Source organism: Paraburkholderia lebeckiae, from assembly GCF_014201005.1.
Taxonomy (GTDB): Bacteria; Pseudomonadota; Gammaproteobacteria; order Burkholderiales; family Burkholderiaceae; genus Paraburkholderia; species Paraburkholderia tuberum.
The window spans coordinates 35,069-55,673 of the sequence record NZ_JACHDK010000017.1 but is presented as its reverse complement, the minus strand read 5'-3'; the positions used below and the strand labels follow the sequence as shown (position 1 = coordinate 55,673).

Here is a 20,605-nt window from a genome sequence, read left to right as displayed (position 1 = left end):
AGACCGGGACCTTCGCCGCTCGTTAGCCGTCCAGACAGGCGCGCAAGCTCCGCGCGAGGTGGCCCGCTTCACCTGCATTGGCGATGTTTGCGAAGCCCATCACAACGCCACGCGGCGTGCGACGGGTGCGACCATTCGCGTACCAGACCGAGAGCGGCAGAACGGCGAGCCCTGCTTCGCGGGCGCGCGCCGCAACCGCGACGTCATCGACCGGGCCATCAGGGCCCTCGACGAACTGTGCCGCGAACTGGATTCCCCCTGGCGGCAGTTCGACGCTCAGCCGTTCGCCGAACGCCTGCTCCAACGCACGCACGATCAGCACGCGCCGCTCGGCGTATAACGCACGCATGCGCTTCAGATGTCGCGCAAAATGCCCCCGCTCGATGAAGTCCGCCAAAGCGGCCTGCAACACGGTTGGCGATCCGGCGTTCATGCTGCGCGCCACCCGCCCGACGCGCTCGACGGCCCGCTCCGGCACCACCGCATACGCGAGCCGCAAGCCGGGAAACATCACCTTGCTGAATGTGCCGCAATAGATCACGTGATCGTGACGATCGAGGCTCTTCAATGCCGGCAATGGCCGGCCCAGATAGCGGAACTCGCTGTCGTAATCGTCTTCGACGATCCAGCTGGACGCTTGCTCTGCCCAGCTCAGCAACGCCATGCGTCGGGGGAGCGATAAGGTGTGCCCGAGCGGGCTCTGGTGCGACGGCGTGACCAGCGCGAAGCGCGCCTGCGCATCCAGCCGTATGCCGTGTTCGACGTCGATCCCTTCTTCGTCCACCGGCACTGCGACGAGCTGCACGCCGGTTTCGGCAAGAAAACCGCGCGCGAGCAGATAGCCCGGATCTTCGTACCACACGCTGTCGTTCGGGCGGGCGAGACTGCGCAACACGAGCTCGAGCGTCGCACGGTAGCCGCCCGTCACGAACACCTGGTCCGGCAGGCAGGTCACCCCGCGCGACAGCCCAAGATACGTGGCGATGTGTTCGCGAAGCGGCCGGTAGCCGGCAGGATCCGGGTACGCGAGCATCGCGCGCTCGCCGCTGCGCGCGCGATGCGAAACGAGACGATTCCAAGCCTTGACCGGAAACGCGTCAAGCGCGGGCAGCCCGGGTTGCAACGGCCGGGGCTCGCCGCTCATGGCGGCGGCAATGGCAAGCTGGCGCGGCGCCGGTTGAGCGCCGTGCGATTCGCCTGGCGTCTGAGGTACGGTAGTGCCGTCCGAACTCTTTGTGCTTTGCGTACGCGAGCGCGTCACTGAAGCTGGCAGCGAGGGCGACACGAACGTGCCAGCCGCACCGCGCATCTGCAGGTAGCCTTCGTCGACGAGGACCGTATACGCCAGTTCAACCGTGCCGCGCGCCATGTTCAGTTGCGTAGCGAGGCCGCGCAGCGCGGGCACGCGATCGCCTGGACGCAGATGCCCTGCGGCGATCGCGGTTCTGAAGCGCGCGCAGATCTGCAGGTAGATCGGCAACTGGAGCTGCCGATCGATATCGACGGTGAATTCGCTAGGCGGTACGGTCATCACGGTCTTGCCGGCAAGCAGACCGGAATCAGGATGTCCTGGTCCGATCGACAATTCTTGGCACTTTTCGATAGTTCATGATCTTCTCACAATAGCCTCACACGATGCGACGGCGGCGAGTTCTTTGCCGCGATGCAACGGCCGCCAGCCGTCTGCCCGTGTCAACTGACTCTCATCTGGAGGATGTGCCATGAAGATCGTCGTAATCGGTGGTTCCGGCCTGATCGGCTCGCGCCTCGTCACGCTGCTCGGCGAGGCCGGGCATGAGGCACTTGCTGCGTCGCCACGTACCGGTGTGAACGCCGTGACGGGGGAAGGTCTGAGCAACGCGCTAGCGGGCGCGGACGTCGTAGTGGATGTGGCGAACGCGCCTTCCTGGGAGCCTCAGGCGGTGCTCGACTTTTTCCGCACCTCGACGCGCAACCTCGGCAAAGCCGAAGTGGCTGCAGGGGTACGCCATCACGTCGCGCTTTCCATCGTCGGCTGCGACCGCACGCCGGAAAATGCGTATTTCGTTGCCAAGGTCGCGCAGGAAGAGGCGATCGAAGCGGCGGGCGTGCCCTATACGATCGTGCGCGCGACCCAGTTCATGGAATTCATCGGCGCGATTGCTGATTCCGGCACAGAAGGCGGGACGGTGCGCGTTGGGGACGGACTGTTCCAGCCGATAGCCGCGGACGACGTCGCAGCGAATCTCGCGCAGGTCGCTCTCGCCACGCCACTGAACGGCACAGTCGATATCGCGGGCCCGGACCGTGAACCATTTGCCGCCATCATCAGACGTTATCTGAAGTCTGTCGGCGACCCGCGCCCAGTTGTGACGGATCAGGGTGCGCGCTATTACGGCGGCCGCGTCGAGGAACAGTCGCTCGTACCGCTCGGCGACGCGCGGATTGGCCGCGTGAGCCTGGACCAGTGGCTGGCGCAAACTGAAAAGGGGTGATTTCAGGTCGATGCGAAACCAGAATCAGCATGTCTGCGTTCTGCTTGATATTGGCTATCGACTCGGGTGGCGTTGAAGCCGAGCGGAAAATTTCCTGGGCAAAGCATGGCCCGGATCGACACGCTGGTCAACAACGCCGGCATTTACATTGGAAAGCCTCTCGCTCAATACACCGCTGAAGACTACGCGGCGGTGATGAACGTGAACATGGCGGGGTTTCTATCGCGTCACGCAATTCGCCATCGCCGAAATGGAAAAGCAATCCAACGGGCACGTGGTCAGCGTGACCGCCAGTGTCGTCGACGCTGCGGTCAGTGGTGTGTTTTCGGTACTGGCAGCTTGACGAAAGGCGGGCTGAACGCCGACACGAAGTCACTGGCGATCGAGTATGCGAGGAAAGGGATTCGCGTGAATGCGGTCGCGCCGGGGATCATCAAGTCGCCGATGCTCGCGCCGGAAACACGTGAGGCGCTGGGCGCCTTTCTTCCGCTGGGGCGCATGGGCGAGATGAGCGATATCGCCGACGCGATTCTCTTCCTTGAATCAGCATCGTTCATCATGGGAGAAATCCTGCACGTCGACGGCCGTCAGAGCGCCGGTCGCTAGCTTTCCTCGGGCACCGTAAGCCGGTGCCCTTTCGTATCCCGATAGCGAATACAGCATTCGCCAGGTCCCGGGATCGTCCCTTGCACGTCAAGCGCCTTTTGCGGATCCTTGCTCAGTCAGTGGCGTGAACATGTTCGAGAACCGGTATGAGATGAAGAAGGGTCCCTCACTGATGTTTGTTCGAGTTTCCGCGGTGCCAGTGCAGCATCCGGGCCGACGAGCTTTCACCTCGGTTGGAAAAACGCGGTTTTCCAAGCGGTGGACGATTCCGGCATCGACGTTTATGCCGCTCGCTTCGCGAAAACATCCTTGAACACGGGCATCGCCGAAAAGACGTTTGGCCAGCCTGCGTAAAAGGCGAGCTGCGTCAGCATTTCGGACGCCTCGTCCTTCGTCAGACCGTTGTCCACGGCACGGCCGAGGTGATACGGAATCTGGGCGACCTGACCGCTGGCAACCAGGGCGCTCACCGTGACCAGACTCCGGTCGCGTGGAGCGAGTGCTGGACGCAGCCATAGGTCGCGGAAAAGCACATCGGTCGTGTACTGAACAACGCCGGGAGCGACCGAGCCGAAGCTTTGCTCGACCGCCAGCGCACGCTGTTGCTCTGCGACTTCGTTCAGTGGTAGCGGCTCGACATCGGCCCGAGGGATCTGATCGATACCGATGCCACGTTCATCGAAGATACACTTCGCGACGACAGCCGCTGCGGTCGCATTTCCCCAGCCGGAATAGAAGGCGAGGTGCGTGATCATTTCCGAAATCTCGGCAGGCTTCACACCGCTATCCAGCGCCAACCGCAAATAGAACGGCATCTCGATGGTCTGGTTGCGGGCGATGAGCACCGACAGCGTCACGATGCTTCGGTCACGCGGTGACAGTTGCGGCCTCTTCCAGAGGCCGCCGAGCACGGTCTGGTTCGTATGACGCGCGAATGCCGGAGAAACGGGAGTGAGATCAATTTGTGACAATGAATCTTGCATGTTTCCAGTCCTTTCCATTGAGGTACAGGCAGCGAAGATAAGCGCCACGGCTGTCGCCGTAACGACGCGCACCAGCAGCCGCATTCTGGATTTGCCGCGCACAAAAGTGCACGCCTGCGGCCTCATGAACGGCGTTACACCTGCTCGCCGCTGCCGAGGTACTGCTCGTCCGTGACCTTCTCCAGCCATTCGACGTTCTTGCCGTCGAGCGCTTCCTGAATGGCGATATGTGTCATCGCGGTCGTCGAAGTTGCGCCATGCCAATGCGTGTGGCCAGGCGGGCACCAGATCACGTCACCAGCTCGGATTTCGACGCGCGGCTCGCCTTCGCACTGGGTCCAGCCACAGCCGGCCGTAACGATCAAGGTTTGGCCGAGCGGGTGGGTGTGCCAGTTAGTCCGCGCTCCCGGCTCAAATGTGACACTCGCGCACGAAACGCGTGCCGGCGGAGGCGGAGCGTTCAACGGGTCGAGCCGCACCGTGCCCGTAAACCATTCTTCAGGGCCTTTCTTCGAGGGCTGGGAGCCCGCACGTTTCAATTCCATGACTGTTCCTCGTCGGTATCGTCGGGGCGATATGCCACTGCTGTTAATCTAACTCCTGGCAATTGATGCGACTAGGTCGCAATATCGGGATGCCCTTATGCTGTGGAGCATTAATTGAAAGAGGATTTCAACGATCTGGTCGGCTTCATGAACGTCGCGCGTGAGCGCAACTTCACGCGGGCGGCCGCGCAACTGGGAGTCTCGCAGTCGGCCTTGAGCCGGACGGTTGCCGGCCTTGAAAAGCGGATGGGCCTTCAGTTACTGATGCGCACTACCCGGAGTGTCTCGTTGACGGAGGCAGGCGAACGGCTACTGGCCGCGATTGCACCGCGTTTTCAGGAAATCGAAGCGGAGGTCGATTCTTTGCGCGCGATGACGAGCCGCCCAGGCGGAACGGTCCGGATCACGACCACCGACTACGCGGCAAACTCGTATGTTTGGCCGCGTCTGCAACCGTTGCTGCGCCAATATCCGGACCTGAAGATTGAATTGATCAATGACTACGGGTTAGCCGACATCGTCGCGGATCGGTACGACATCGGTGTGCGACTAGGCGACCAGGTGGCCAAAGACATGATCGCGGTGCGAATCGCGCCTGACATGACGATGGCAATCGCGGGCTCTCCAGGCTACCTGCAATCGACCGCACCGGCGAAGACGCCGCAGGATCTAACGCTGCACAACTGCATCAATCTCCGATTGCCAACGCGAGATTCACTGCTGCCGTGGGAGCTACGGAAGGGGCGGCGAGAACTGCAGGTGCGGGTCGAAGGGCAGCTCACCTTCAATAGCGTCTACCAGATGATGGACGCAGCGCTTGGCGGGTTTGGGCTCGCGTACGTGCCCAAAGACCTGGCTGAGGTGCACGTCCGGGCCGGGCGCCTGAATTGGGTGCTGGAAGACTGGTTTCCCACGTTCGTCGGACATCACGTCTATTACCCTGGCCGCCGCAAATCATCCCGGGCAGTCGAGCTTGTAGTGGACGCATTGAAGAGCGGTTATCAGCGTCGAGCGCAGTGACCGGCAAATGGCGATCACGACGCAGATTTCACCACTCCGGTCACGGCGTCATCCCACCCGGCCTCAGCCGGCGCTGGCCGTCTGCGACGGCTGCCGCATGGGCTGCCCAGCCGTCGCCGCGTGACATGCCTCGATCATCGCGCGCAACGTCGGCGACGCATGCAGCTCGCCGCCCGCATCGAGTTCGACGCTACCGTCCGGCGCGTCGCCGACGCCGACGCCGACCACCAGCGTCGCGCGTGGCCGCCATTCGCGCGTGCGCCGCAGCATGTTGCGCAGGTACAGCGGCGACTCGGGCGCGTCGAGCGACACGATGCAGATGATCGACGTGTCCTTGAAGCTCGGCTCGTCGGCGCGCGCACTGCGATAGCCCGAGTGCGTCGCCAACAGCGGCGCGAAGCCCTGGCGGTTCAGCAGTTGCGCGGCGATCGCGGTCGTCACTTCGTCGAACGCGCCGCGGCCGGGCACGCACAACACCGCGGCTTTGCCCGCTCCGTCCGGCTGTTGCGAGCGCGTGAGCAGATCGCTGCGGTATCGCTCCGTGGCACCCGCGCCCGGCGACGCCAGATCCGGCGTCCCGGCAAGCAGCGCGTTACCCGCGTCCGCCGGTGCGGCAGGCGACAGCGAATCGCGCAGCCCTTCGGCGATATCGAGGTTCTCGACGATATCGACGAGCGCGTCGTTGATCCGCTGCAACTGGTCGGGCATCAGCACGCCGCGCTGCGCGTCGTTGCGCGCGAGCCGCAGGCCTTCGAGCGCGACCTTGTCGTAGTAGTCGATCAGCGACATCTCGCGCAGCAGCCGTTCGGCCTGCACGATCGCCTCGTGCGGATCGTCGGCGAGCAGGCGCTGATAGAAGTTCTGCGCGGGCGTCAGCGCGGGCTGATCGCCGAGCAGCACGGTCAGGAAGTTGAGCCGGTCCGCGTAGCGCCCGAGCGTGACGACGCACAGCGTGAGCGGCGTCGACAGCACGAGGCCGATCGGCCCCCACAGCCAGCTCCAGAAAATCGCCGCGACCACCACCGCGAGCGGCGACAGGCCCGAGCGATGACCATACAGCAGCGGCTCGGCGATCTGCCCGGCGACCACGTCGACGACGATGAACAGGATCAGCGTGAGGACCGCCATCGTCCATTGCGGCTGGATCGCGGCTGCGAGAAAGAATGCGAGGATCGCCGCGATCCAGATGCCGATGTACGGCACGAAGCGCAGCAGCGCGGCGATCACGCCGAACAGCAGCGCCCCCGGTACGCCGATGATCGCGAGCCCGATCGCGATGATGCCGCCCGCGCTCAGATTCACGCCGAGCTGCGCGACGAAATAGCGTGACAGGCGCCCGGCGGCGTCGTTGATCGCGGTAGTCGTGCGGTGCAGGTCGCGCGAACCGAACAGGCTGATCAGACGGTCGCGCAAATCCTCGCGCTGCAACAGGATGAAGATGGTCACGACGAGCACGATGAAGGTCGTCTCGATCGGCGCGATGGCCGGCGTCAGCGCGCGCTGCGCAAGTTGCACCGGCGTCGGCGCGGGCTCGTGCACCTCGACCTGTTGCGGCACCTGCGGCGCGTTGCGCGCGGCGCGGCCGGTCGGGCGCGGTGGCGCGGGGCGCGATGGCGCCACGCGCTGCAGCGCGCTGGCAGCGCTGCTCATCAGGGAGTCGGCGCGGCCAACGGTCTTTTCCTGCACGGTTTCGATCTTCTGCTCGATCGCTTCCTGGTACTGCGGCAGCGCGTCCGCGAGCTGCACGAGCTGCGCGCCGATCAGCGCGCCGACCGCGAGCAGCGAGGCGAGAGCGAACAGCACCGCGATGAAGATCGACGGCAACTGGCCCATGTGCAGACGCCGCAGCATCTGCACGAGCGGCGCGAGCAGGAAGCTCAACAGCACCGACAACGTGATCGGAATCAGTACCTCCCGCCCGAAGTACAGCCCGCACACGACCACCACGCCGGTGATCAGCGACACGAGGCCATGCAGGCCCGGCGTGCCCGGCGGGTAAACGCGGTTGGGCCGCCCATGCGGCGGCGGTAGCGATATTTTCATGTAAGCAGAATTCCGGTTGGGACGTGTTGACGGCCGAGCGGAGCACTGGTCGTCAGCAAGACAGATGCCCGAATTGTAGGTGGTTTGGCGGGGTGGGGTGCTTTGCCACGTCGCGGCGAGCGGTAAGAGGCCGATTCAGATCGCCGGCCGCGCATCGTCTGGTTCCTGGAGGGCTGGTACGACGTACGCCGCCTGCACAGCAGGATTGGCTACCGTTTGCCGCTCGAATTCGAGAACGCCGACACCCAACGGCGAGACCGTGAGCGAAGGGCGACGGATGCCAGGGTCACCAAAGGCAACATGGCGTCAGCGGCTGTCGAACTTATCGACACATTCCGACATGCGACACGATGAACGCGTGCGCCGGTCACGCACCATGCATCGCGGGCTAGATCGCAATGAGCACTGCAACTACGCACAGCACAATGGTCAGAAGGCTGGAGCAGTTTTTTATTGCGTAGGCGATCGGGTCGTCGTGCATCTCACCGCGAAATGCAACCATCCAGACGCGGCTGATCCAGTACAGGAGCAGGCAACACAGAATCCGCAGCCGATGGGGATGGCTGTACAGCACCGTCACGTCGGTGGATTTCATGTAAAGCGCAAGGACTAGCACTGCAACATAGCCCGAGGCCGATGCGAATGAGTGCTCGCCATCACGCCTTTGAAGAAGCCGAAATGCGAAGCGATCTGCTCTGCAAAGCATTGATCGCCTGAAGGTACAGCGGTCAGGAAACGAGTTCAGCAGACCTTCCGTACTATTCGGTCTCGGTTTGTCGCGATATGAGGCGAAGCTCAGAGAATGCATACCCGACGAACTGTGGTCCCTCGTCGAACCGTTGCTACCCGTTGGGGCGCTCGCAACAGCTTCCAAGCCGACAGAAGTTCACGGACTGAGTACCGTCACAGCGGGAAATCGCATCAGATACCAGGCGTCTCGACTGTCTCCCACATAGCGAATATCAAGCAACCTCCCCGGGCGAACAGGATCGGCCGCCACGCCGCGAGCAATCAGACGCTCCAGGACGTCATGACGCAGCCAGAAAAGCGTCCCATCGTAAATCGCGGGCAGATAGTCCGTCTGGAATTCGGCGACGGAGTATATCCCGCTGTTGCTGCTCCAAAGGCCATGTGTTTCGATGACTTCCGGACGTTCCTTGCTCAGATAGTCCGCAAACCCTGCATACCCGCGACGCGCCAGCGATGGGTTGGTCAACAGCGCCGAATCCAGAATGTCCAGATGTTCGCAGCACAGTGCGGCGCCACCAACGTCTGGCGTCATGAACTTGAGCGTCGGTTGCCCCAGATACTCGCGCAGATGATCAACCGAAGCACCCGTCATCGCGTAGTTCGCTGGCGTAATTCCGCGCCAGTCACCGGGGAAATCGTGCCACGCTCTGTTTCGGGCCGCGTCTCCCGCCGCATTCAGCGCAGCGGGCAGCACGCCACGCATCGCCGCACCAAGGATTACCGTGTCGACGTTGTCGCGCAGCAATGCAATGTTGAACAGGAAAGTTCCAGAAAGGCACAGCAAAAGCCCACGAAATACATATGGTTGACGCATATTCGCAAAACGTTCTGCGAGAGAAAGGACGAAAAGGGGAACCACGGCCATGAACATCCGCCCGGTATAGCCCCAATTTTTTCCCGATACGAGCGCGAATACGGCAAAAGAAAATATTAGAAGTACAGGCATCGGATCCAGACGGCGCTTTTTCTCTCCCTTCCGGCTCAGGTACATGCCAGCCAGAAACGCGGCATTCACGAAAAGGAAATCCTTGAGACCGCGCAGCTTTACCAATACGCCGTCCCAGCCTTTTTTGCTGTAGGGCATTTGCAGCTTGGCCAGGATGGTATTCGGCAATAGCGTGCCGAAGACACGATACCTCCAGATTGTCATCAGCAGAAAGCAAAGCATGAGCCAGACGCACATTCGAATGGCATGCGGCCTATCCTGCGGGGAAAACACGACCATCCAGCCGAGCGCGAATCCCAGATAGAACACCGCCTCGAAGCGAGTCAGCATCAGAAGCGGCAACAGTGCATAGGCGAGTGTCGATCGCGCGCGCCAGGAGAGCACGAACGCAAACAGCAGCAACGCAAAGACCGTCATTTCCATGCCATTGATGATCTCGGCCTGGCAGGCTGGCAGCAGCCCCAGCAAGCACACCACGATGAGGCGATGCGTTGGGCTCGGCAGGCACGGTTCAAGTGCGCGCCACACGAGCACCAGGGTAGCGCTCATTGCGATGAAGGAGAGCAACTGCGCCGTCATGATCGCATCCAGAAAGCCTGGATGCATCATCCACTGCCCTATCGCCAACATCGCCGTCATGAGCAAAGTTGACGTACCTTCGGCCGGCGCCGAAGCTGAGGTCAACGCGAATACCCCGTGTCGCCCGAGTGTATGCGCATAGGCAATAGTGATGGCGCCGTCGTCCCAGCCATAAGGGCCGACCAGCGCTATCGCTGTCAACGAAAGCGCCGCATACGCGACGACGAAGAAGAACCCGGTGGCTCCAACCCTTCCCTCGACACTGTGTGTAAGGTTCTCGGACATAGCCAGTCGACGTAAGTAGGATGGCTGATAATACATCGGGCAAGCGGCGAGGGAACGTGGCCCCGAATTCATGGACGCCGGTTGGTTCGACTTAATACGGCACGTCGGACGATGAATGTGAATGAGTTCCGTTTTGTACAGACCATTGTCCGATTTGCGCGTGACGAAATGCGAAGTGATTTGCGAACGCGGCATGCACGAGTCAGAGAATTGCTCGATGCGCACTGCTTGATCAAAACTGCGATCGAAACCGCATCAGTCAAAAAGTGCGACGTCCTTCGGCCGATCGGCGGCATGGAAGACTACCGGTAGGGGCCGCCAATCCGCATGCTAGCCGACATGCACCCGCAGCATCTCCAGCCACAGCGAACTCACATACAGCAACAAGCCGATAAATCCGCCGACGATCGTCCCATTGATGCGGATGTACTGCAGATCCTTGCCGATATTCAACTCGACCTGCAGTGACATCTCACGCGCGTCCCAGTTCTTCACGGTATCGCTGATATGGCGTGTGAGGAACCGCGCGAAGTCCGGCGCCATCGCGCGCGCCGCTTCCTCGAGGTGGTCGTTCAGCGATTGCCGCAGCGCTGGATCGCGCGCGAGTTCGCGGCCGACCCACGCGCCCATCGCGGCGACACGCCCATGCAGTGCCGAATCGGCGTTTTGCAGATCGCGCTTGAGCCACGCGCGCAGCTCTCCCCACATGTCCTTCACGTAGCTGCCGAAAGCATCGCCTTCGACCAGATAGCGCTTCAGTGCTTCGCCTTGCTGCAGGAACACGGGATCGGTCTTCAGCCGCACGATCAGCTTCTGCACCGCCTGGTCGAACTTGTCGCGCAGCTCGTGCGTGGGGTTCTGCGCGATCTGTTCGAGCATACGGTTCGCGGCGCTCGCGATCGCCTCCGCCCCCTTGTCGCCGAGCCATACCGACGGCAGAAACTTCTCCATCGTCGGATACTCGCTTTTCACCCAATCGACGATGCGCGCGGCAATGAATTCGCGCGCCGGCGCCTCGCGCAGCACCGCGATCACCTGATCGATCGCGGTGTCGAGCAGTTCCTGATGGCGGCCGTCGCGCGTCAGCGTGTCGAGAATCGCGCCGAGCGATTGCGACAGATCGACCTTCGCGAGCACGTCGCGCAACCCGTCCCTGATGAAGTTCTGAATGCGCGCGTCGTCGGCCACGTCGAGGATGCCGCCGGTGAGCCGCACCACGTAGTCGCCGAGGCGCGCGGTGTTGGCCGATTCGCTGAGCCACGCGGTGACGGTCTGCGCCGGGTCATGCCGGCGGATCAGACCGACCAGCGACGGCACGTCGAGAAACTTGTCCTGCACGAAGTGCGCGAGGTTGTCGGCGATCTTGTGCTTGTTGCGCGGGATGATCGCGGTGTGCGCGGACACGAGCGGAATCGGCACGCGGCGAAACAGCGCCGCGACCGCGAACCAGTCGGCGAGCGCGCCGACCATCGCGGCCTCGGCGACGGCCTTGATGCCGTCGACCCACAGGCCGCGCGGCAGGAATGCGGCGACGACGAAAACGCAGGCGGCCGCGAGCAGTAGCAGTAAAGGCGTGCGCTTGGCCTTCTTCAGTTCGGTGGTCTTGTCCATCGGGCGCGGTTGATCGTGTCGGGCGGCGGCTGGAAAGTCGGCGGGCTCAGCCGGTTCGGTTGCAATGATGCGGTACGGCCCGCGCGCGCGTCCAGCCTGGATACGCGCCGGCGCTTCGGCAAGGTAACATTCGCGATTGGGCTCCTCGGCGAAATCAACGCAAGAGGACGCAACGCAATCGAAATGGAGGCACAGTGATCAGGTTTCTGCACACCGCGGACTGGCAGATCGGCACGCAATTCGGTCAGTTCGAACCGGACGAGGCCGCGCATCTCGCCCAGGCGCGCTTCGACACGGTGCGCCGCATCGCCGAAGAAGCGGCCGCGCGCAACGTCGACGCGGTGCTCGTCGCGGGCGACGTGTTCGATCTGCAGACGGTGTCGGACACCGTGATCCGACGGTTGTTCGCCGCGCTACAAGCGTTTTCCGGAGCGTGGATCATGCTGCCGGGCAATCACGACGCGGCGCTCGTCGAAAGCGTGTGGACCCGCGCGCAGCGGCTCGATTGCGTGCCGCCGAACGTGCGGCTCGTGCTCGAAGCCGGCGTCGTGCTGCTCGACGCGTGCCGGTGCGCGCTGCTGTGCGCGCCGCTCACGCAGCGCATCACCTACGACGACACCACCGCGTTCTTCGATTCCACCGATACTCCGCCAGGCTATCACCGCGTGGGGCTCGCGCATGGCAGCGTCGGCGGCATTCTGCAAGACGGCATCGATTCGTCGAATCCGATCGCGCCGACGCGCGCCGCCAGTGCGCGGCTCGACTATCTGGCGCTCGGCGACTGGCACGGCCATCTGCGCGTCGACGAACGCACGTGGTACGCGGGCACGCACGAGCAGGACCGTTTCCGCGCGAACGAGCCGGGCTTCGTGCTCGACGTTACCGTCAGCGAACCCGGCGCGGTGCCGCAGGTCGACGCGGTGCGGGTCGGGCAATACCGGTGGCATCGCTGGGACGAGACGATTTCGGTGCCGACCGATGTCGATGCATTGAAAACCCGCCTCGCCGAACTCGGCGCGAATGACGTGCTGCGCATCGAGGTCGGCGGCACCGCGGCGCTCGCCGATGCCGAGGCGCTGCATGTCGCGGTCGAACAGGCGCGCGCGCGTGTGCGCGCGTTGCGTGCCGATCTGAGCAGCCTGCACGTGCTGCCGACCTCCGATGATCTCGCCGAACTCGGCGCGCAAAGCGGCTATCTCGCGAAGGTGGTGGCGCGGCTGCGCGGCCTGCAGGAAGACGCGCAGGCCGATCCGCAAGAGGCGCGGCGCGCGGCCGAGGCGTTGCTGCTGCTGGCGCGTTTTCAGCGCGACCAGCGGCAACGCGATTCGCAGGCCGCACCACCCGCGCAGATGCGCGAGCGGCAGCAACCTGAAGCGCCGCGTGAAGGAGCCCCCGCATGAAGCTGCAGCGTATCGCGATTCAGGAATTCAGGCAGTTCGGCGGGCAGATCGTGATCGACGATCTGCAACCCGGTCTCAATCTGTTCATCGGCCCGAACGAAGCCGGCAAAAGCACGATTGCCGAGGCGGTGCGCACGGTGTTCCTCGAACGCTACAAGGCGTCGCATCTGAAAGACCTGTTGCCGTGGGGGCTCGCGAGCGGGCAGCCGTCGGTCGAGGTCAGCTTCGAGCTCGATGGTGTGGCGTGCCGTCTGTCGAAGCAGTTCGTGTCGCGTCAGCGTTGCGAGCTGAGGATCGGCCAGGCCGTGTATAGCGAGGACGAAGCCGAAGACAAGCTCGCCGCGCTGCTCGGCTTCTCGCGCGCGGCGCGCGGTCCGATGAAAGCCGAGAACGCCGGCGTGCCGGGTCTGTTGTGGGTGCAGCAAGGCGGCACGCAGGAGATGCGCGATTCGACCGGGCACGCGGCACAGTATCTGCGCGACGCGCTCACGCAACTGTCGGGCGGCCGCGAAGCGGGCGGCGAGGACGCGCTGATCGCGGCCGTGCAGCGCGAGCTGCGGCAACTGCTGACCGCGCGCACGCAGAAGTCGACCGGGCCGCTCGCCGAGGCGGAGCAGAAGCTCGCCTCGCTGATCGCGAGCCGCGACGAGCTGCAACAGCAGCGCCAGCAGTTCGACGACAACATCGCGCGCCTCGCCGCCCAACAGCAGGCATTCGACGACGCCGAGCGCAGGCGTCCCTGGGAGCTTCACGAGCAGAAGGCCGCGCTCGCGCAGCAACGTGCCGCGGCGGTCGAACAACTCGAACGCGGTCTCGAAGGGCTCGCGCAGTCGCTGAAGATCGGCGAGGCCGAACTCGCGTTGTCGGTGCAGCAGGAGCAGGGCGCGCTCGAACTGGAGGCGGCCATCGCGCGCGAACGCGAGCAGCTCGACGCGGCGCGCGTCGAGGTCGCGGCCGCGCAAACCGCGCATGCGCAGGCGCAAAGCCGTGTGGCGCAATTCGAGCATGCATCGACCGAGGCGAACCGCGCGCTCGAACTCGCGAACGCGGCCGTGACCGCCGCCGATCTGCGCAGCCAGGTCGATTTCTATCGGGAGGAGGGCCAGCGGCTCGAAGCGTCGATCGGCGAGGCGGACAAGGCGAACGCGGCGGTGTTGCAGGCCGCGCGAGACGCGGCGGCGCTCGAACTCGACGACGCGCAGTTCAAGCGCGTCGTCGCGCTCGACGGCGAATTGACCGTGTTGCGCGCGCGGACCGAAGCGGCGATGACGCGCATCGAGTACAGCTTGAATGGCGAATTGAGCGTCGGCGATCAGACGATCAGCGGCACGGGCGTGCTGCATGTCGACGATGAAAAGCGCATCGGCCTCGGCAAGCTCGGCGAACTGCGCGTGATTCCGGGCGTGTCCGATCTGTCCGCGCGGTTGTCGGAGCTGGCGTCGCTCGAGGCGAAGCACGCGCAGTTGCTGCGGTCGCTCGGCGTCGCGTCGGTGGGCGATGCGCAGGCGCGTCACGAGCAATGGAAATCGCTGGTCGCGCAACAGAAGAGCCAGGCGAGGATTCTCGAAGTCCATGCGCCGCAAGGCATCGATGCATTGCGCGCGGCGCTGGCATCGACGGCGGCGCGCTTGCAGGCGTCGAGCGAGCGCCTTGCCAGTCTGCCCGACGTGTCCGCGGCGCCGCCGCTCGACGACGCGCGCCGCAACGCCGACATCGCGCGCGACGCGTTGGAGACCGCGCGCAAGGTGCTCGCGCAGGCGGCGGGCGCGCAATCCAGCGGCGTTGCGAAGGCCGATTCGCTCACGGCGCAGTTGCAGCGTAAAGAAGCACAGCTGCACGACGAAGCGTTTCGGCGCAACCGCGCGCGGTGGCAGGCGCATATCGTCGAGCAACGCGTCAAGGTCGATGCGCTGAAGAACCAGCGCGGCGAGCGCGAGCGCGAACTCGATGCGGCGCGTCTGGACGACCCCGTGGCGGAGGCGAAGCGCTATCGCGCATCGGCGGACCTCGCGCGCAACGAGCAGCACGAGCGTCAACTGCGGATCGCGGAGCTGCGTAGCCAGCTCGAAACGATGGGCGCATCGGGCCTCGGCGAACGGCTTGCCGCGCTCGAAGCCCAGGTTGAGCAGGCCACGCGTCGCAACGACGAACTGCGCCTGCGCGCGAGCGCGCTGAGTCTGCTCGACGAAGTGCTGGTCGACGAACGCGACGCCGCGCTCGCCCAACTGCGTGCGCCGTTGACCGAGCGGGTCGGTCACTACCTGAAGCGGCTTTTTCCGCAGTCGAGCCTCGCGCTCGGCGACGATCTGATTCCGGCGATGCTCGATCGCGACGGCCGCGCGGAACTGCTCGATGCGCTCAGCTTCGGCACGCGCGAACAGCTCGGCATCCTGACGCGGCTCGCGTACGCGGATCTCTTGCAGGCCTCAGGCCGGCCGACTCTGCTGATGCTCGACGACGCCGCGGTACACACCGATGCCGCGCGCCGCGACGCGCTCAAACGCGCGTTGATCGACGCGGCGACGCGGCATCAGATTCTGGTGTTCACGTGCCATCCGGAGTTGTGGGACGACCTGGGCGTCAGGCAGCGGGCGGTGCAGGATCTGAAGGTGGCGTGAGCGGGGCGGGCTGGTACCACCCGGTACGGTCCGCTTACTCGTACCACCGCGGCGTGTACACCCACTGCGCGCCGTGATGACCGCAAGCGAATCTTCTCGTCAGCGACGACCCGACGATCACCATCGTGCGCATATCCACATCGGCCGAGCGAAGCTCGCCGAGCGTCAGCGTGCGCAGCGTGCCGCCGGGCCGGCCGATATCGCGACCCAGCACCACCTGGGTCGATGGCACGCGATACTCCCGCACGATGTCGAGTGCCTTGTCGAGTTGCCACGGACGCGCGCGCGAAATCGGGTTGTAGAACGCCATCACGAGATCGGCTTGCGCCGCATGGCGCAGGCGGGTTTCGATGATCGTCCACGGCTTCAGGTTGTCCGACAGCGACAGCATGCAGAAGTCGTGGCCGAGCGGCGCGCCGGCCTGCGCGGCGGTCGCGAGCGCGGCCGACACGCCCGGCACGATCGATAGTTCGACGGCCGCCCATGCGTCGTTCCGGGAAGCTTCGAGCGCTTCGAGCACGGCGGCCGCCATCGCGAACACGCCGGGGTCGCCCGACGACACCATCACGACCGAGCGGCCTTCGCTCGCGAGCTCGAACGCGTGGCGCGCGCGCTGCATTTCCTCGCGATTGTCGGTGCCGTGCACGCGCTGACCGGCGCGCAGCGGGCCGGCCATTTTCACGTAGGTGTCGTAGCCGAGGATGTCGGTGGCTTCGTTCAACGCGGTGCGCGCAGCCGGGACCATCAGCTCGGCCCGGCCGGGGCCGAGGCCGATCACGGTCAGACGGCCGCGGGCACGGCCGAGCGTCGCGGGGTCGATGGCGAGCGGGGAGAGGGCGAGCGCGACGTTGGAGTGTGCGTCGTCGTGCAGCGTTTCGTGGGGGACGCGTAGCGCGGTATGCAGCAAGCTTGCGGCACTCGATTCGCCCTGTTCGGCGCTGGCATCGGCGAAGCGCAGCGGTACCTCGAGAAGCCTTGCCGCTTGCGCGAGCGCCGGGTCGGCCATGCTCGTCGATGGCGCGAGCAAGGCCGCAAGCGAAAGCATCGCGAGACCCTGTGCGTACAGTGCCGCGCGCACGCGCGCGACTATCGCGTCGGCGGCATCGGCAGCGTCGCTGGCGACAGCCGCCACCACACTGCGCGGATGAATCACGAGCTCGTCTTCACGCCCATCCCACGTGCGCGGCGTCACGCGAATCGCGAGACGCGCCGACGCCGAGCGCGGCAGTTGTGCGTCGTCGAGCCACGGCGCGTCGCCTTCGATGCGCGTGCTTTCGCCCGCGAGCAGATCCGACACGAAGCGCTTGCCCTGACCCAGGTCGGCGAGCGCATAGCCATCGGGCGGATTGAGCACGCAGGTGCCGAAGCGCAGCTCGCCGCTCGTCGTGATCGCGGGCTGCACGGCCAACGCCGCGGCGATGTCGCGCGCCATCACGTTGACGCCCGCGAGGCCGCCGAGCAGCGGCACGACCGCGCTGCCGTCCTCGGCGACCGCGAGCACCGGCGGCTCGGCGCCTTTGTTCGACAGCAGCGGCGCGAGGCAGCGAATCACGATGCCGGCCGCGCACAGCGCGACGATCGGCGTGCCGCGCGCATACAGCTCGCGCAGATGCGCGCCGAGTTCGCTGTACGAGACGTCGGCGTCGACGCGCCCCTGCAGCGCATGGACCTGGCAGTCCGTGGCAACGCCGGCCGCGGCATGCGCGCCACGCTCGACATACGACGCCTGAATCCGCCGCGCGGTCGCAAGCGCGCCGGTGCCGAGAATCACGATGGCGGGCGCGTTCATCCTTGCCATTTTTGCCCCGGCACGACCAGCAGTGAGAAATACGGCGACGCCATCGGATCGACTTCCGCGAGCGGCACGATGCGCTGATTTCGCATCGTCGCGCGTTCGACGTACAGCGCACGCTGCGCGAGTCCGAGTTCGTCGAGCACGCGCCGTACCTTGTCGAAATTGCGGCCGAGTTTCATGATGACCGCCGCGTCGGCGTTGGCCAGACGGCGGCGCAATTCATCTTCGGGCAGCACGCCCGACAGCACCGACAAGCTCTGGTTGCGATACACGAGCGGCGCGCCGAGCACCGCCGCGCCGCCGAGCATCGAGCACACGCCGGGCACTACCTCACTGTCGTAGCGCGCCGCGAGCCGGTCGTGCAGATACATGTACGAGCCATAGAAGAACGGATCGCCTTCGCAGATCACCGCGACGTCGCGGCCCGCGTCGAGATGGCCCGCGACGATTTCGGCGGCGGTGTCATAGAAGTCCGCGATGATCGCTTCGTACGACAGCGGCGGTTCGAGCGCTTCGGTGGTGACCGGATAGACGAGCGGCAGATGCTGCTGCGCGTCGTGCAGATGCGCCTCGATGATGCCGAACGCGTTGCCCTTCTTGCCCTTCGCGACGAAATACGCGACCACCGGCGCCGCTTTGAGCAGCCGCAGCGCCTTCAACGTCAGCAATTCCGGGTCACCGGGACCGACGCCGATGCCGTACAGCCGTCCGCGACTCGTTAGCTGGCTCGCCATTTATTCGACCTCCGTCACCAGCGCGTTGACCGCGGCGGCGGCCATCGCGCTGCCGCCGCGCCGTCCGTGCACGACCACATAGGGGACGCCGCGGCTGTTTTGCGCGAGTGCCGCTTTCGATTCCGCCGCGCCGACGAAGCCGACCGGAAAGCCGAGAATCAGCGCCGGCTTCTGCGCGCCGGCATCGAGCATGTCGAGCAGATAAAACAGCGCGGTCGGCGCATTGCCGATCACGACGACGCTGCCCGCCAGATGCGGGCGCCACAATTCGAGCGCGGCGGCCGAGCGCGTGTTGCCGATTTCGCGCGCGAGCGCGGGCACGTCCGGGTGCGTGAGCGTGCAGATCACTTCGTTGTTCGCGGCCAGCCGCGCGCGCGTGATGCCTTGCGCGACCATCCCCGCATCGCACAGGATCGGCGCGCCTTGCGCGAGCGCGCGGCGGCCCGCGCTGCCGGCGCCGTCGGAGAACGCGAGGTCGTCGATCACGTCGACCATGCCGCACGCGTGGATCACGCGCACCGCGAGCTTTTCGAGGTCGGCGGGGATGCGCGCGAGGTCGGCCTCCGCGCGGATCGTCGCGAACGATTGGCGATAGATCTCCTGACCGTCGCGAATGTAATCAAGCATGTGGAGTACTCCGGGCGAGGCGCGCGAGCAGCGCGGCGGCCTCGTCGATCGTCAGTTGGGGCGCAACGCATTGGCCGAAGCCGGGGCGGCCGTCGCGTCGATAGAGGTCGTAGAGGCCGGGCGCGGCGGCGAGCAGCGTGTAGGGCGCGCGATGGGCTGCCGCGCAGGAGCGCGGACAGCCGGTCAGATGCACGTCGACGCCGGCGGGTAAGCGCTCGGCGAGTTGCAGCGCGTCGGTCTTGGTGTCGGCGAGGCCCTTCGCGCAGCCGGCCGAACCGGCGCAGGCGATCACGTGCGTGATGGCCTGCGCGGGATCGCACGCGAGACCGAGTGCGGTCAGCTTCGCGAGCACGGCGGGCACCGCCGTCGTCGCGACGTCGGGCAGCAGCACGCTTTGCCATGGCGTCGCGTGCAACCTGCCGTTGCCGTGTTTTTGCGCGAGCGCAGCCAGGGCGCGCAGCGTGGCCGCATCGATCCGGCCGAGCGGTGGTTGGCCGCCGACATGCGACCTGCCGTCGCCGCGCTGCGCGTGAGCGCCGAGCCGCAGCGATGGGTCGGCGGCGATGTGCCGTTGCCAGTGGCTCAGCGATGCGTCGCGCGCGAGCGGGAAATCGACGTAGCGCTGCGCGTGCTGCAGCAGCGCGTCGGCGCAATGCGTGGCGAGCAGGTCGCGCATGCGGGTCGCGTCGGCTGGGGCGAGGTCGAGGAACGTGTGCAGCAACGCGCGCAGGAGCGCGGGCACGCGCGACGGCGGCACCGCCGCGAGTGCGCCCGTGCCGTTGGAATCGCGATGGTCGCGCGGGTTCGAGTTCTCGCCTGCCGGAGCCGGGCACCCCGCGAGGCCGAACACGAAGCGCACGCCTTCTTCGTCAGCCGACGCCGCGAGCCACACGTCATGCGGATGATCGACCCGCGCAAGCTGTTCGCCGCCGTCGAGCAGCAGCGCGAATTTCGGCGACAACGCTACGAAGCGCGCATCGCCTTGCAGCAGCGTCAGCAGTTCTCCGCACAGCGGCGTCGTGTCCATCAGCGCGTGCGGATCGCGGCCGGCGGCGGGGCTGATCATCACGTTGCGGACGTCGTCGGCGGAACTGAGCGCGCCCGCCGGTCCAAGCCCCGCGCCGATCAGCGCCGCGCTCAACGCCGCTTCGTGTCCGTCGCGCACGCCGCGCAGTTGCAGATTCGCGCGATTGGTCAGCTCGGCGACGCCGTTCGCGTGCCGCGTGCTCGCATCGGCGATCGCGCGTGCCTGCGCCGCGCTCAGGACGCCGCCGGGCAGTTTGATGCGGCAGATGCCGCCGTCGCGCGCGGGGACGATGCGCAGCAACCCCGGACATGCCGAGGACCGCGGTATCGTGACCACGTGGGACGAAACGGTGGGAGGCGAAGCTCGATTCAAAGGGGCACCGGGTTTAGCGTCGCGCGACGGCATGGCTGCGGCCTCGCTGCATGCTGCCCGACGAGGGCCGGCGTGAACTGTGCGGCCGAAAAGCGCTGCGGGCTGACCGTGGGCAATGAAAGCGGCCATTATATCTTTACGCTGTGGCCGCAGCGCCTGTTTGCCGGCCATCGCGCGATGCCGGTGATCC

At 65.4% G+C, this 20,605-nt stretch carries 16 protein-coding genes; 5 read left to right on the top strand and 11 right to left on the bottom strand.

The annotated features are described in order from the left end of the window. Positions 1 to 22: 22 nt before the first annotated feature. Positions 23 to 1,531, bottom strand: coding sequence for a MocR-like pyridoxine biosynthesis transcription factor PdxR (pdxR, locus tag HDG39_RS25865; RefSeq protein ID WP_184009899.1), 1,509 nt, complete (start codon positions 1,529 to 1,531; stop codon positions 23 to 25). Between the two features lie 190 nt (positions 1,532 to 1,721). On the opposite strand from pdxR, the gene HDG39_RS25860 reads away from it, so the two are divergent. Next, the gene (locus HDG39_RS25860) at positions 1,722 to 2,474 is read left to right on the top strand and encodes an SDR family oxidoreductase (protein WP_184009773.1); all 753 of its coding nucleotides are present in this window, start codon (positions 1,722 to 1,724) and stop codon (positions 2,472 to 2,474) included. A gap of 105 nt (positions 2,475 to 2,579) precedes the next feature. Further along, positions 2,580 to 3,080 carry an SDR family NAD(P)-dependent oxidoreductase gene (locus tag HDG39_RS25855; RefSeq protein ID WP_184009771.1) on the top strand — a complete coding sequence of 167 codons (501 nt, stop codon included), beginning with the start codon at positions 2,580 to 2,582 and terminating at the stop codon, positions 3,078 to 3,080. A 281-nt stretch (positions 3,081 to 3,361) separates the two neighbouring features. On the opposite strand, the gene HDG39_RS25850 is transcribed toward HDG39_RS25855, so the two are convergent. Then, a complete protein-coding gene (locus tag HDG39_RS25850) occupies positions 3,362 to 4,063 on the bottom strand; it encodes a carboxymuconolactone decarboxylase family protein (protein WP_221305863.1) in 702 nt (233 codons plus the stop codon). A 134-nt stretch (positions 4,064 to 4,197) separates the two neighbouring features. After that, the gene (locus tag HDG39_RS25845) at positions 4,198 to 4,608 is read right to left on the bottom strand and encodes a (R)-mandelonitrile lyase (RefSeq protein ID WP_184009769.1); all 411 of its coding nucleotides are present in this window, start codon (positions 4,606 to 4,608) and stop codon (positions 4,198 to 4,200) included. 114 nt (positions 4,609 to 4,722) lie between these two features. Here HDG39_RS25845 and HDG39_RS25840 point away from each other — a divergent pair, with 114 nt between their 5' ends. Then, entirely contained in the window at positions 4,723 to 5,628 is a 906-nt protein-coding gene (locus tag HDG39_RS25840; protein ID WP_184009767.1) for a LysR family transcriptional regulator, read from the top strand. A 63-nt stretch (positions 5,629 to 5,691) separates the two neighbouring features. On the opposite strand, the gene HDG39_RS25835 is transcribed toward HDG39_RS25840, so the two are convergent. The 4 genes from HDG39_RS25835 to HDG39_RS25820 form a co-directional block, all read right to left on the bottom strand. After that, positions 5,692 to 7,671, bottom strand: coding sequence for an AI-2E family transporter (locus HDG39_RS25835; RefSeq protein WP_184009765.1), 1,980 nt, complete (start codon positions 7,669 to 7,671; stop codon positions 5,692 to 5,694). Positions 7,672 to 8,059: 388 nt separating this feature from the next. After that, positions 8,060 to 8,266, bottom strand: coding sequence for a hypothetical protein (locus HDG39_RS25830; RefSeq protein WP_311667362.1), 207 nt, complete (start codon positions 8,264 to 8,266; stop codon positions 8,060 to 8,062). Positions 8,267 to 8,557: 291 nt separating this feature from the next. Continuing rightward, the gene (locus HDG39_RS25825) at positions 8,558 to 10,231 is read right to left on the bottom strand and encodes a hypothetical protein (RefSeq protein WP_184009763.1); all 1,674 of its coding nucleotides are present in this window, start codon (positions 10,229 to 10,231) and stop codon (positions 8,558 to 8,560) included. A 330-nt stretch (positions 10,232 to 10,561) separates the two neighbouring features. Then, positions 10,562 to 11,842 (bottom strand): DUF445 domain-containing protein, encoded by a 1,281-nt coding sequence (locus HDG39_RS25820; protein ID WP_184009761.1) that lies wholly within the window; start codon positions 11,840 to 11,842, stop codon positions 10,562 to 10,564. A 194-nt stretch (positions 11,843 to 12,036) separates the two neighbouring features. Here HDG39_RS25820 and HDG39_RS25815 point away from each other — a divergent pair, with 194 nt between their 5' ends. Together HDG39_RS25815 and HDG39_RS25810 are read left to right on the top strand one after the other, a co-directional pair. Then, positions 12,037 to 13,242 (top strand): metallophosphoesterase family protein, encoded by a 1,206-nt coding sequence (locus tag HDG39_RS25815; protein WP_184009759.1) that lies wholly within the window; start codon positions 12,037 to 12,039, stop codon positions 13,240 to 13,242. After that, positions 13,239 to 15,860 (top strand): AAA family ATPase, encoded by a 2,622-nt coding sequence (locus HDG39_RS25810; protein WP_184009757.1) that lies wholly within the window; start codon positions 13,239 to 13,241, stop codon positions 15,858 to 15,860. The genes HDG39_RS25815 and HDG39_RS25810 overlap by 4 nt, the downstream gene beginning before the upstream one ends. A 34-nt stretch (positions 15,861 to 15,894) precedes the next feature. On the opposite strand, the gene cobJ is transcribed toward HDG39_RS25810, so the two are convergent. Genes cobJ through cobG form a run of 4 tightly spaced genes read right to left on the bottom strand, consistent with a single transcriptional unit; the run spans position 15,895 to position 20,448 of the window. Continuing rightward, the gene (cobJ, locus tag HDG39_RS25805; RefSeq protein ID WP_184009895.1) at positions 15,895 to 17,649 is read right to left on the bottom strand and encodes a precorrin-3B C(17)-methyltransferase; all 1,755 of its coding nucleotides are present in this window, start codon (positions 17,647 to 17,649) and stop codon (positions 15,895 to 15,897) included. Continuing rightward, positions 17,646 to 18,389 (bottom strand): precorrin-2 C(20)-methyltransferase, encoded by a 744-nt coding sequence (locus HDG39_RS25800; RefSeq protein ID WP_184009755.1) that lies wholly within the window; start codon positions 18,387 to 18,389, stop codon positions 17,646 to 17,648. The genes cobJ and HDG39_RS25800 overlap by 4 nt, the downstream gene beginning before the upstream one ends. Next, the gene (locus tag HDG39_RS25795; RefSeq protein ID WP_184009753.1) at positions 18,390 to 19,016 is read right to left on the bottom strand and encodes a precorrin-8X methylmutase; all 627 of its coding nucleotides are present in this window, start codon (positions 19,014 to 19,016) and stop codon (positions 18,390 to 18,392) included. Then, positions 19,009 to 20,448, bottom strand: coding sequence for a precorrin-3B synthase (gene cobG / locus HDG39_RS25790; protein WP_184009751.1), 1,440 nt, complete (start codon positions 20,446 to 20,448; stop codon positions 19,009 to 19,011). Before cobG ends, HDG39_RS25795 begins: the two co-directional genes overlap by 8 nt. Positions 20,449 to 20,605: the final 157 nt, after the last annotated feature.

Bases quoted from the DNA above. Each gene is read 5' to 3' on its own strand.
- pdxR (WP_184009899.1), bottom strand. From the start codon at position 1,531: ATGACCGTACCGCCTAGCGAATTCACCGTCGATATCGATCGGCAGCTC.
- HDG39_RS25860 (WP_184009773.1), top strand. From the start codon at position 1,722: ATGAAGATCGTCGTAATCGGTGGTTCCGGCCTGATCGGCTCGCGCCTC.
- HDG39_RS25855 (WP_184009771.1), top strand. From the start codon at position 2,580: ATGGCCCGGATCGACACGCTGGTCAACAACGCCGGCATTTACATTGGA.
- HDG39_RS25850 (WP_221305863.1), bottom strand. From the start codon at position 4,063: ATGCAAGATTCATTGTCACAAATTGATCTCACTCCCGTTTCTCCGGCA.
- HDG39_RS25845 (WP_184009769.1), bottom strand. From the start codon at position 4,608: ATGGAATTGAAACGTGCGGGCTCCCAGCCCTCGAAGAAAGGCCCTGAA.
- HDG39_RS25835 (WP_184009765.1), bottom strand. From the start codon at position 7,671: ATGAAAATATCGCTACCGCCGCCGCATGGGCGGCCCAACCGCGTTTAC.
- HDG39_RS25830 (WP_311667362.1), bottom strand. From the start codon at position 8,266: ATGAAATCCACCGACGTGACGGTGCTGTACAGCCATCCCCATCGGCTG.
- HDG39_RS25825 (WP_184009763.1), bottom strand. From the start codon at position 10,231: ATGTCCGAGAACCTTACACACAGTGTCGAGGGAAGGGTTGGAGCCACC.
- HDG39_RS25820 (WP_184009761.1), bottom strand. From the start codon at position 11,842: ATGGACAAGACCACCGAACTGAAGAAGGCCAAGCGCACGCCTTTACTG.
- HDG39_RS25810 (WP_184009757.1), top strand. From the start codon at position 13,239: ATGAAGCTGCAGCGTATCGCGATTCAGGAATTCAGGCAGTTCGGCGGG.
- cobJ (WP_184009895.1), bottom strand. From the start codon at position 17,649: ATGAACGCGCCCGCCATCGTGATTCTCGGCACCGGCGCGCTTGCGACC.
- HDG39_RS25800 (WP_184009755.1), bottom strand. From the start codon at position 18,389: ATGGCGAGCCAGCTAACGAGTCGCGGACGGCTGTACGGCATCGGCGTC.
- HDG39_RS25795 (WP_184009753.1), bottom strand. From the start codon at position 19,016: ATGCTTGATTACATTCGCGACGGTCAGGAGATCTATCGCCAATCGTTC.
- cobG (WP_184009751.1), bottom strand. From the start codon at position 20,448: ATGCCGTCGCGCGACGCTAAACCCGGTGCCCCTTTGAATCGAGCTTCG.